This is a genomic window from Shewanella cutis (assembly GCF_022410515.1).
GTDB lineage: Bacteria > Pseudomonadota > Gammaproteobacteria > Enterobacterales > Shewanellaceae > Shewanella > Shewanella cutis.
Genome location: NZ_JACSDI010000025.1, coordinates 38,644 through 50,482 on the forward strand (window position 1 = coordinate 38,644; position 11,839 = coordinate 50,482).

Consider the following 11,839-nt stretch of genomic DNA (forward strand, 5'->3'; position numbering starts at 1 on the left):
CTCCTAGATTAGCTACGCAGGCTATCGTAATAGCTGATAATGTGCGCAGTTTCGTGGTAACCCTTAGGCTCTTTAGTTGTTACCTTGCTGCTCTCGCTGGCTTGGGCTGCACTGATGCCGGTAGCGGCAATTGCTGCGCCGGCTACGCTGCCAACGGTGAGTGCTTTAAGCAAAGAACGGCGAGATAAATCGCTAGGTTGTTGCTTCATGCTGACTCCTGAAATAGGGGTTATGGTTTTTGGGACGGCGCGACTTTTCGAGGAGATGGTGCTTGTTATCAAAAAGTGAAGATTAGAGGTGAAAAAGATAATGAAATCATCTTGCTTGCCGTTAATCATCGCGCGTGACGGCAATATAGTAGGAAAAAATTGAGTAGGATTTGATCTAGAACAGTTTGCGGCTACAGAAGGTGGCGCGCATGTCCAAAAGCGTTAACTTGCTCATGGTTTGGCTATTAGTTTGAGATGGCAAAATAGTGCTGTTTTTATTGAGATATTAATCACTTGTTAATAATGTGTTTTTTGTTTTTGGGTAAAAAAACACCCCGCAGCGCGAGGTGTTTTTATCGGGTTTAGCATATCGCTTTAGTTAGTCTTTATAACGCAAGCTGCCGTTGGCTTTGATTTCGTCATACCACAAATTGTGGTGCTGGATTGCCCAGTTCTCATCACAATAGCCTGACTTCATACATTCCATACCGCCTTCGCTGAGTACGGTCGCCATCCAGATATGCACAATCGTAAAGGCTATCAGGATAACGGCACTGATCGAGTGGATCAGTAGCGCAGCCATTGAGGCTTCACGGGGCAGGTCTAAGCTGGGGAGCACTAACATCATGCCTGAAACACTGATAAATAACCCGAATAGGGTCAGTGTCCAGAACCACATTTTTTCACCGGCGTTAGCAAAACCACTGTCAGGGTGCTTACCTTTGAATGGACCAAAGTTGATGTAGCCACCGACCACTAAGAACCATTTAAGATCATACATTTTAAAGGTTTGTAGTGGCATCCATTTCACCACGCAGACAATCCACGACATGATGAAGATAGGGCCAGCCCAGTCGTGCACGGTTTTACTGCCATAGATCAGCGGTGCCCAGATATTCGGCCCGAGCAACTCTTGCACGACATGCTTACCGAGCATAATGGTTAAGCCGGTAAACATCAGCACAAGACAGCTAATTGCCATGATCCAGTGGATCCATAAATCCGCTTTTGACCAACGTACAACCATTTTGCCTGAAAAGCCGTGGCTGAGTTTTGAGGGGCCATTCACCAGATAAAACAGTAAGAAAACGCCAAACACACCCGTAACCGCAAGGGCAATAATCGGGGTGATATATTGATTTCTCAGTTCTTTACCTTGGTTGCCGGCAACGTTAATCAACACTCCAGCTTCGACGCCTTCGGCCGTGGTGTAGCCAGTTTCACCTGACTTTACCGCGCGCCACAGATCGGCTTCGCTGGTTTGCGCTTTCGCCTGTTGTTGGCTCGATTGCTGATCACTTGCCTGTACTGGGCTTGCGCTCATTACTGAGCCTAGTCCCAATCCCATCACGAGTACCATCAGAGCAAACAGACTGCGCAGTGATTTGTTTAACTGTTTGTTTAACATTTTCACTCCTTGCCAGAGGTTAGGGATGACTCCCTAACCTTCACTCTGCTTAGTTAATCTCACCGGTCTTGGGGTTATAGCCCCAAATCACGTTAGGATTGCCTCGAGAGGCCATACGTTGACGGTAGATGTTTGATACCACTTCCGCGTCACCCGCAAGCAGTGCTTTGGTTGCACAAAGCTCTGCACACATGGGTAGCTTGCCTTCGGCAATACGGTTTGCACCGTATTTCTTATGCTCGGCTTCGGAGAAGGTTTCTTCTGGGCCACCGGCACAGAAAGTACACTTATCCATTTTACCGCGGCTACCGAAGGCAGTTTTCTTCGGAAATTGTGGTGCACCAAACGGACAGGCATAGAAGCAGTAACCACAACCGATACAGGTATCTTTGTTGTGTAGCACAATGCCATCGTCAGTACGGTAGAAACAATCTGCCGGACATACGGCCATGCAAGGAGCATCGGTACAGTGCATACAAGCCACTGAAATGGATGCTTCACCTGGTTGACCATCGTTAATTGTCACCACGCGGCGACGTTGAATACCCCACTCTAGTGCAGAGTCGTTTTCGTTTTTACATGCTGTGACGCAGCCGTTACACTCGATGCAGCGTTTGGTGTCACATAGAAATTTCATGACTGCCATAATGGCTTATCTCCTCATCAAGTAGGTTAGGCTTTGCTTATTTGGCAGAGGCTGGACTTCGTTTCTTGCATTTGAGTCACAACGTCATAGCCATAAGTTAAAATGGTGTTTGCTGATTCGCCTATCACGTAAGGCACTGTGCCTTCTGGATAGTTTTTCGCAAGGCTTTCACCTTCAAATACCCCTGCGAAGTGGTACGGCATAAAACATTCACCCGGAACAACCCGTGGTGTCACCATTGCCTTCACTGTGATCTTGGCGCCTTCAGGGCTATGAACAAAGACATTGTCACCGTCACGGATACCGCGGTCAGCAGCGTCTGCCGGGTTCATTTCGATAAACATTTCTTGCTGTAGCTCAGCTAACCAAGGGTTAGAACGAGATTCTTCGCCACCACCTTCGTATTCCACTAAACGACCCGATGTGAGCGCCAGTGGGAAGTCTTTAGCAAAGTCCTTGTCCTGAATTGACTTATAAAGTGTCGGTAGACGTGCAACCATACGGTCTTCGTAGGTTGGGTATTTAGCGACTAAGTCACGACGAGGAGTGTAGAGCGGCTCGCGGTGGCGCGGGATATCATCTGGGAATGTCCAAACGATACAACGTGCTTTCGCGTTACCGTAGGGGATACAGCCGTGTTTAATTGCAACACGTTGAATGCCGCCAGAAATATCTGTTTTCCAGTTTTTGCCTTCGGCGTGTTTTTTCTCTTCTTCGGTTAAATCATCCCACCATCCCAATTGCTTGAGCATGTCAGCGGTAAATTCGGGATAACCATCTTGGATTTCACTACCCTTAGAGTAAGTTCCTTCTGCAAGAATGTTTACGCCATTGTGCTCAACACCATAACGAGCACGGAAGTTACCACCGCCATCTTTAACATGCTTGGCTTCGTTATACAGAATTTGGGTGCCTGGGTGTTTCATCTCTGGCGTGCCCCAACATGGCCAAGGTAAACCATAGGTTTCACCTTTGGCTGGGCCGCCTGGTGCTTCTAAGCTATCAGCATTAAAAGTGCCCCAGTTTTCTTGGTGCATTTTTAAACGCTCAGGGCTTTGGCCTGTATAGCCGATTGTCCACATCCCTTTGTTAAATTCGCGGGTAATATCTTCAATCAATGGCTCTTCACCATTGACTTTAATATGCTTGAACAGCTCTTTATCAATACCCACTTTTTTAGCGAGTTTGCACATAATCACGTGGTCTGGCAGTGATTCAAACAGCGGCTCAATCACTTTCGAGCGCCACTGAACTGAGCGGTTGGTTGCAGAGATAGAACCGTAGGTTTCAAACTGGGTGGCAGCAGGTAGCAGATACACACCATCTTTACGTTGGTGCATTACACCAGCCATGGTTGGGATTGGGTCGACCACCACCACCGTATCTAACTTGTTCAGCGCTTCGCGCACTTCGCGGCCGCGGGTTTCGGTGTTGACAGATTGGCCCCAGAAGAACGCTAAACGGATATTATCCTTTTGCGCGATCTTGGTTTTATCTTCTAACACACCGTCGTGCCAGCGAGAGCATGGGATGCCAGTTGAGGTTTGTGGTGCTTGACCTAAGTACTCACCTTGGTCGAAACGGCTTGTAATCCATTTAGGATCCAAATCCCACACGTTTGCCCAGTGTGCCCAAGCGCCAGAAGTTAACCCGTAGTAACCGGGTAAGTTGTCGAATAATAGACCAAAGTCCGTTGCACCTTGGACGTTGTCGTGACCACGGAAAATGTTAGTTCCGCCGCCCGAAACCCCCATATTACCTAATGCTAATTGTAACATGCAGTATGAGCGGGTGTTCGCGTTACCGATATGGTGCTGAGTACCACCCATACACCAAATAATGGTGCCGGGTTTTGTTTCGGCCATCATCTTAGCGACGCGATACATTTGTGCCTTAGGCACGCCCACCACGTTTTCGACTTCTTCTGGGGTAAATTTTTTCACTTCTTCGCGGATACGTTCCATACCGTAAACACGATGTTTGATAAATTCTTTATCTTCCCAGCCATTTTCAAAAATGTGCCATAACAGACCATAGATAAACGGAATATCAGTACCTGGGCGGATATGCACGTACTCGTCAGATTTCGCTGCAGTACGGGTGAAACGAGGATCGACGACAATAATCTTGGCGCCGCGCTCTTTACCAATCAGAATATGTTGCATTGCAACTGGGTGAGCTTCACTTGGGTTTGCCCCAATAAACATGATGCACTTAGAGTTGCGAATATCGTTAATCGAGTTGGTTTGCGCACCGTAGCCCCAAGTGTTTGCAACACCGGCTACCGTGGTAGAGTGACAAATACGGGCTGAGTGGTCGACGTTGTTAGTGCCCCACAATGCCGCAAATTTGCGATATAAATAAGCCTGTTCGTTAGAAAACTTAGCACTACCCATGAAGTAGATAGAATCTGGACCTGATTCTTGACGAATCGCCATCATTTTATCGCCCACTTCATTGATGGCTTGATCCCAAGAGATCTTCTTCCACTTACCGCCTTCTAACTTCATTGGGTATTTCAGGCGTTTTTCACCATGGCCATGTTCACGCAGCGCAGCACCTTTAGCACAGTGACCGCCTTGGTTGAATGGATGGTCGAAAGCGGGTTCTTGACCTGTCCACACACCGTTTTGTACTTCTGCATACACACCGCAACCTACTGCGCAGTGAGAACAAATGGTACGTTTGACTTCAGTCGGTGCATTGTGGGGAATATCTTTAGCTTCTGCTTTACGCATCATGCCTGTGCCAAGCATTGAAGCCGCAGCAATTCCGCCCGTGGCAAGACCTGCGGATTTTAAAAATTGGCGACGATTGAGACCGAGGGCGGGCGCTTTAGGCTCGACAACTTGGTCTGTTTTGCGGGTTAATCGCATCACACACACTCCTCTGGTTAGTTGTTCAACGACGCATAGTAATTACGGATATGGTCGGTTTCGCGGTAGTTGTCACTCTTAGGTTCGCTTGGGGCAACAGTGGGTGTGGCAGCCAATGCTTGGCCACTCACCGTCGCGACTGCGCCAGCCGCACTGCCAAGAGCCAAAGCTTTGAGCAGTTGACGACGGCCCATGTCGGAAGCTTGCTTCTTCATAGTGTCTCCTTGTGTTACTGAGTGAGGTGATTTGTACCCAAACCACCTCGGTTACTGTGGAAGCTTAGGCTTCCTTTTTGTGGCAGAGGTGAACGTTAAGTCCACCTCTGCCTATCAAACTTATATGCGATAGGCATACAGATGCTCATCGCAAGCTGCCTGTTAGTTCATTAATTCCGTTTGTTTTTTTACATCACTCGCGGCAGGCTGTAGCTCTGCACTGCCTGGGCAATTAACGGGAATATCTAAACTGAGCTGTTCAAACTCTGCTGCTTCCATTTCGAAAAATGCTTTAGCGAGCTGGGCGACAGTGGCATAAAAGGCGGCGCTTGGTGCTTTTGCTAAATTGTCACAGAAGCGCTGGATCCAACTGCCCATATGGCGTTGGTAAAATGCCAGTTGGCGATAACCTGGGGCTTCAAGGATCAATATGCCCATGACTTCGCACAGCGCAGCCACATGATCTTCAGGCTCTTTAACGTTTTCTTCGCGCTCAAAACCGAGTTGCATCAAGTCTTGGCGCAGCAGAGCCAGTGGCTTATCCATTAATGAGCCTGTCATAAACCAACTGCCATAGGGCAGGATTTCGCCGCAACCTACGCCGAGGAATAACGCAAAATATTCATCCTCTAATTGTTCACTGGTGAACTGTTTTGCCGCCAGTTGCAGAGATAACCAAGCCTTGGTCATCTCATTGTCTTCATTGGCATCGATTTCAAGATTGGCCAAAAATTGCAGCAGCTCTGGGCTAGGATGGCGACGCAATAGGGCGGCCAACAGTTGATAGATATCGGCTCTCAACTGATCGTTTTCTGATACTTGTCTTACTGATTCGGTCATAGCGGATCTCTTATCGCAGTTGCTTTTCAGGATCTTGAAGAATGTCTTCAAACATGTCTTTTACCCGGCAGTCGCCGCACATTTTCAAGCGTTCAATATTGGTTGAAAATGCACTGTGCGCGCCGACCATATCCAGCATCCGATGCACCATAGATTGGGTCGCAAAAGGAGAGCCGCAGCGAATACATTCGAAGGGGGCTTCTTCTTTCAGGGTGTGTTGTTGCTGACGAGCAGCTTTGTCAAAGTTAATTTGTGGCGTGAGACTGATGACTTTTTCAGGGCAAGCAGACTCGCATAGGCCACACTGCACACAGTTTTGTTCAATAAAGTGTAGTGCAGGTTTGTCGCCACCATCTTGTAATGCCATGGTCGGGCAAATCGCCACGCAGGACATACAGAGAGTGCATTTTTCGACATTGACACTGACTTTGCCGTAGGGAACGTTGTTGATACTTAAACAAGTATTGATTTCGCCCGCTTGGCTGTTCAGATGGTCAATCGCTTCAAACAAGGTGTTACGTTTAGTGGATGAAGCAAAGGCTCCGGGCACTATCACTGGCCAATCGAGGCTAATGTCGAGCACGGGTTCTAAATTGGCCAGCATACTTGGGTCGATAAGACTGAGCCGCTGAGGCTGACCCATTTCATCTAATATACTGTTTGCTAAGGCAAGTTCACCTTTCAGCATTTGCGTAAGCGTGGGGGCTGTTGCCTCAGTATTGAGAACTAACACTTGGCGGGCGCCCCAAGCCAATGCCGCTAACCAATGGTCGATACTGGCAACGGTGATTTCTTCAAGGGCGACTGGTAATACATCCCCCGCTAAGTCGTCGTTGATAAAACCTGCGCCAACCGCGTTGTCGTGAAATAGGATCACGGGCGCTGTTTGCGCTTGTTCGCGGTAACGACTAATCATTTTATTCAGGTAAGAATGCAGAGCCTGTGGCGTTGGTAAGTCATAACTAATGGCTCCCGTTGGACAGGCGCTAGCACAGCTTCCGGCGCCATGACACAGGTAAGGATCAACCTCAATTTTCTTCGCGACGCTGCTAATTGCATCTGCTGGACAGAAGTTGAGGCAACGGTTACAACCGTTGATACCATTGCGGTCATGGGCACACAGATCCGCATTAATTTTGACATAACGAGGTTTATCAAACTTGCCAACAAGTTCAGGCAGTTGCTCCAGCGCTTCGGCAAGTTTCGCTTCGTCTTGGCCGACATAGAAATAACCCGGTGGTAGCATTTCAAGATTTAAGCAAGGGGTGCTGCTTAAATCGAGTACCATGTCAAAATGCGGTTTACGAATCGCCACCAGACTCAGTTCCGCGGCGCCATTTTGATGCTCAACGCTAACTTGGAATTGACCTAAAAATCCTTTAATGCCAATGAGTTTGTTGTAGTAGCTTTCGACATCCGTCGCCGCTGCCATCACGCGCTCAAGGTGTGTTTCGTCTTGGCTGGTAATGGCTTCGTTAGCCAAAATCACTCGACTCGCCATAGTGGACAATTTGTCCGCAGCGAGGCGTGCAAGATCTTCTGGGCCGATAATTAGCACTGTTCCTTCAGTGGTATAACTCACTGTTGGTGGGATCAGATTTTGTAAAATCTGCGTTTGGGCTAACACATTTTGCCGCGCTTGTTTTAGCGCAAGCTGGGTTTGATTGGTCATCAAATGAGTGCTCACATTGCGTTCCTGAACAGTACTTTGGCTGCTCTTTTAAAGCTGTTTTACTGCAGATTTAGGCGGTGGTGTGACACTAAGTTATTGCCTTTTCTGCTTTTATCTAAGTTTTATTCCTTAGTACAGCAATTCACATACCAAAGTTGTGGACATAAAAATTAGCTAAACTGACGTTAAACAACTGGCTTTTGCATCTGAGCTAACGGCTCTGGTGCATTTTGGGGTAGGTCATCAGCCTCCCCATCCAAATTGTCCGCAATCTGCGTGGTAGCTAATTGGCTTTCGACATCACTGTTTTTTGATTCTATTGTATTTTCAGCGCTCATCACCGCATCCTCTGGCCTTGAGGTCGGATCTTCTTCTGACTCTTCACTGTCTTTGGTGATAAAGCGGAATACTTTTTGGGCTAACTCGGCGGAGACCTCGGGTGTCAGCTTAGGCTGATTGCTGTAGTCGAGCGCATATTCCAAAAGACCATCTATCTCATTGAAATGAGGTTGTTTCCACAAGGCTCGTAGCGCTGCTGTTTTAGCTGCGGGGTCAACATTTGCACCCATAAATTTAGCGAAACTGCCACCAATCTCAATCTCGTCTGGATTGGGGAGATCCTCTGCGGTGAGGATGCGATTAGGATCTTCATCAGTTCGAGTGAGCGAAGCTTGGGATTCTTGTACTGCGACAGGCTCTTGTGTGACTTCTTCTGCCTTGTCTTCAGTGAGTTCCTCTGCCGTCGTTTGCGTTTTTACTGCCGCCTCTTCAGCTGCCACTTGCTCACGACGTTGGCTCCAACGGCTAAAAAAGCCGTTTGCCTTCGGGGTTGAATCTGCCATTAGTCCCTCCGCAATGGGTCGTGGCTAGGGCCTTGATTTTTACGGTGATCGACATGCTTACGACGATAAGCAGCGATTTCAACTTCACCGTATTGGGTGATAAAGGCTTCAATCCAGCAGGCGATCGCTTCAGGCATAAGTATATTAATAACTGGAGTGTTACCTTCAAGGCAGCCTGCGGCAACATTTTGATCTGCTGAAAGTAACGCGGGTACCCAAGTCCCGTCAGCCATCTCATCGCAGACTAAGAACAACATAGTATTATCCATGTCGAGGTTGATGCGGTAACTGGCGCGTTCATCCTTATGCAATTCGAGCAGTACTAGGGTTGCGCCTTCTGGGGCTTCGTGGGTTGCGGGAAGCAAATGATCGATTTCCCATTGTACTGAGGTCCAACGGCCTATTTGTTTCTCTACTTTTTTGAGGGAAACATACATAGGCCAAACACTAGTGGTATGTTGCATTGTCTCTCCGTTTCAGCCGTTAGGGGAACCTTAGCTCGCAGCTCTTATTCCCCTGCTTCTCGTGATAAAAGGTCTCTGCAATATTGATGCCATTAAATGGGGTGAATTAGTTTGAAGTGGATCATCAAAATAGGGGTAAAAGCGAGACATTTTGTCTGAGTGGATATTTTGTCTGGGACATTTCGGCTCAGCGAAATATTTAGGATTGCGACGGATCACGCATTTTATCCTGAGTTTCATACCTAGGTATAAATATTGCTATGCTGGGACCATCACTCGTAAAGCGGTAACAGTATGATTTCTGATAACAGTTCGAATATTCCTCAGCAGATTCAACCCAAGGACAGCCCTTCGCAGCCCAAGCGAAGCTTTACCTTTGTTAAAACTCAGGCCGAAGTACCGTTAACCATCGCAGTCAAAGCGGTGGATGAGACGGGAGAGGTGATTGATAAACATGTTGCCTGTGAGCGCCCTTTAACGGTTTACCTTAACTGGCGCCCTATTGTGACCTTGATGACATTAGGGGCAAAGCCTGAGTCATTAGCGCTTGGTTATCTTAAAAATCAAGGATTTATTTCTGATGTTAGCCAATTAGAGTCAGTGATTGTTGATTGGGGGGTCAATTCTGCCGCGGTATTAACACGCGAGCAAACTGCTGATATTGATAAAAAATTATCAGAAAAAACCGTAACCTCAGGCTGTGGACAAGGGACAGTCTATGGCAGTTTTATGCAAGATTTAGAGGATATTCAGCTCCCGAGACCAAGCCTTAAACAAAGTACGCTCTACAGTTTGCTCAAAAACATCAATGAATATAATGATACCTACAAAAATGCGGGTGCTGTTCACGGCTGCGGTGTCTGTGAGGCCGACCAAATCCTCGCCTTTGTAGAAGATGTTGGGCGTCATAATGCGGTGGACACTTTAGCAGGTGATATGTGGTTAGCGCAGGATCGAGGTGATAACAAAATCTTTTACACCACGGGGCGGCTAACCTCTGAGATGGTGATTAAGGTCGCCAAAATGGGGATACCCGTATTGCTGTCGCGTAGTGGTGTGACGCAAATGGGTTTAGAGCTTGCGCAAAATCTTGGCATTACCATTATTGCCCGAGCGAAAGGACGCCACTTTTTGGTCTATCACGGTAGTGAAAATCTCGAATTTGATGTGAATACCAGTCCAAGCAAATAACAACCTTAATAATGGTAACGATTGGACTCATAAAAGATAGGAATACAAGGGTAAAAGATGACATCCGCAAGTGAATTGATTTACATGAGCGCTAAGCAGGTTGCTGAGTATTTGGATCTTAATGAGAAGAAAGTCTACGCGATGGCGAACGACCGGATTTTGCCAGCAACTAAGATCACAGGTAAATGGTTATTCCCTAAGGTACTGATTGATCGTTGGGTGATGGATTCCTGCCACAGTGGCATGTTAACTGACCGACTATTGATCACCGGTAGTGATGATCCCTTGCTATCTATGTTAGTGGCTCGCTTAATGGCGCAGGTCGGTAGTCGCGAGCTAATCAGCTACAGTGCCACTGGTTCACGTTTGGGGTTGGAGTTATTGGCAAAGGGCTATGCTGACGTGTGCACTTTGCATTGGGGAAGTATGGAAGATAGAAATATCCGTCATCCGGCGCTGCTTAAAGGTTATAACAATCATCAACAATGGATAATGGTCCATGGTTACTCCCGTCAACAAGGCTTGATCATGCGTCCCGATATGCACCACGGATGCCAAGAAGAGGATAAAGTCCTCACCTTGCCGTGGCGCTGGGTGAGTCGCCAAGGTGGTGCGGGGAGTCAGCAACATCTAGAACAGTGGTTATTAAAGCAAGGGGCACGTTTAGATCAGCTCAATGTTGTGCTCACTGCTTATAGCGAGCGCGAGCTCGCTGGCTATATTGCTCGCGGAGATGCCGATATTGGTTTTGGTTGTCAGTCAGTTGCTTTAGAAAGTGGTTTAAGTTTTGTTCCACTGATAAAGGAGTCCTTCGACTTTGTTATGCCGCAAAGTATTTACTTCCGTAGGCAACTTCAACAGTTGTTTACTATGTTAAGTAGTGGACATACGCGGCAAATGGCGGCCCTTTTAGGAGGGTACGATCTTACCGATTGTGGACAGCTTCTGTGGAGCGCAAGTTAAGTACCTATATAAGCACATATATAGGTACATATAAGTGCATCGCGTTACGCTACTTTATATCTCAATAAGTATAAAGTAGCGGCTAACACCAATTGTCCTCATCTTGCTTGATAATATAGAACTCCTCATTTACCCCTTCTTCATCAGTAGTGCTCACTCGTTTACTCAATAAAGGCTGGTAGTTAGATTTATTTTGCACATAAATTCAGCGTTTGTGGATAACTTTGGGTATAACAAGTGTGTAGGTTGTGCTTAGCTTGGGTGTAAAAATCTATTTGAAAAATAATCATAAAAACCTGCAAAAAGCGCTTGCACAAAAAGTTCAGCTGCCTATAATGCGCATCCACTGACACGGCAGACAGCGAAAGCTAACGCGGTTTCAGTGCGAATCAAATGCAAAATGTGCAGTTGATTCGAAAGCGCCAAGAAGTTTGCAAAAACGCCTTGACGCGACACGGGAAATGCGTATAATACGCAGCCCTGACCCGCTGAGCGGTAACGCGAAAGCTGAAG

General features: G+C 47.2%; 12 protein-coding genes. 2 read left to right on the forward strand and 10 right to left on the reverse strand.

Features of this window, described 5'->3' with window-relative positions; all coding sequences use genetic code 11:
- Positions 1–8: 8 nt before the first annotated feature.
- The 9 genes from H9J30_RS20050 to H9J30_RS20090 form a co-directional block, all read right to left on the reverse strand.
- Positions 9–209: a twin-arginine translocation signal domain-containing protein gene (locus tag H9J30_RS20050; protein ID WP_011074131.1), complete on the reverse strand. Its 201-nt coding sequence runs from the start codon at positions 207–209 to the stop codon at positions 9–11.
- 379 nt (positions 210–588) lie between these two features.
- The gene (locus H9J30_RS20055) at positions 589–1,617 is read right to left on the reverse strand and encodes a formate dehydrogenase subunit gamma (protein WP_240132603.1); all 1,029 of its coding nucleotides are present in this window, start codon (positions 1,615–1,617) and stop codon (positions 589–591) included.
- Positions 1,618–1,666: 49 nt separating this feature from the next.
- Positions 1,667–2,263, reverse strand: coding sequence for a formate dehydrogenase FDH3 subunit beta (fdh3B, locus tag H9J30_RS20060; RefSeq protein ID WP_011074129.1), 597 nt, complete (start codon positions 2,261–2,263; stop codon positions 1,667–1,669).
- A 26-nt stretch (positions 2,264–2,289) separates the two neighbouring features.
- On the reverse strand, positions 2,290–5,139 hold the full coding sequence (locus H9J30_RS20065; protein ID WP_240132613.1) for a molybdopterin-dependent oxidoreductase: 2,850 nt from the start codon (positions 5,137–5,139) through the stop codon (positions 2,290–2,292).
- Between the two features lie 17 nt (positions 5,140–5,156).
- A complete protein-coding gene (locus H9J30_RS20070; protein ID WP_240132604.1) occupies positions 5,157–5,354 on the reverse strand; it encodes a twin-arginine translocation signal domain-containing protein in 198 nt (65 codons plus the stop codon).
- A gap of 162 nt (positions 5,355–5,516) precedes the next feature.
- Positions 5,517–6,194 (reverse strand): TorD/DmsD family molecular chaperone, encoded by a 678-nt coding sequence (locus H9J30_RS20075; protein WP_240132605.1) that lies wholly within the window; start codon positions 6,192–6,194, stop codon positions 5,517–5,519.
- A 10-nt stretch (positions 6,195–6,204) separates the two neighbouring features.
- The gene (locus H9J30_RS20080; RefSeq protein ID WP_240132614.1) at positions 6,205–7,866 is read right to left on the reverse strand and encodes a 4Fe-4S binding protein; all 1,662 of its coding nucleotides are present in this window, start codon (positions 7,864–7,866) and stop codon (positions 6,205–6,207) included.
- A gap of 185 nt (positions 7,867–8,051) precedes the next feature.
- Positions 8,052–8,708 (reverse strand): DUF3306 domain-containing protein, encoded by a 657-nt coding sequence (locus H9J30_RS20085; RefSeq protein ID WP_240132606.1) that lies wholly within the window; start codon positions 8,706–8,708, stop codon positions 8,052–8,054.
- On the reverse strand, positions 8,708–9,172 hold the full coding sequence (locus H9J30_RS20090; protein WP_011074123.1) for a DUF3305 domain-containing protein: 465 nt from the start codon (positions 9,170–9,172) through the stop codon (positions 8,708–8,710). Before H9J30_RS20090 ends, H9J30_RS20085 begins: the two co-directional genes overlap by 1 nt.
- 294 nt (positions 9,173–9,466) lie before the next feature.
- Here H9J30_RS20090 and H9J30_RS20095 point away from each other — a divergent pair, with 294 nt between their 5' ends.
- Both H9J30_RS20095 and H9J30_RS20100 read left to right on the forward strand, forming a co-directional pair.
- Complete coding sequence (locus H9J30_RS20095) at positions 9,467–10,363, forward strand: formate dehydrogenase accessory sulfurtransferase FdhD (RefSeq protein WP_240132607.1); 897 nt, start codon at positions 9,467–9,469, stop codon at positions 10,361–10,363.
- Between the two features lie 57 nt (positions 10,364–10,420).
- Entirely contained in the window at positions 10,421–11,326 is a 906-nt protein-coding gene (locus H9J30_RS20100) for a helix-turn-helix transcriptional regulator (protein ID WP_240132608.1), read from the forward strand.
- A gap of 330 nt (positions 11,327–11,656) precedes the next feature.
- Here the strand turns inward: H9J30_RS20100 and H9J30_RS20105 are convergent.
- The coding region (locus tag H9J30_RS20105; protein ID WP_240132609.1) for a hypothetical protein at positions 11,657–11,839 on the reverse strand (183 nt) is incomplete at its 5' end.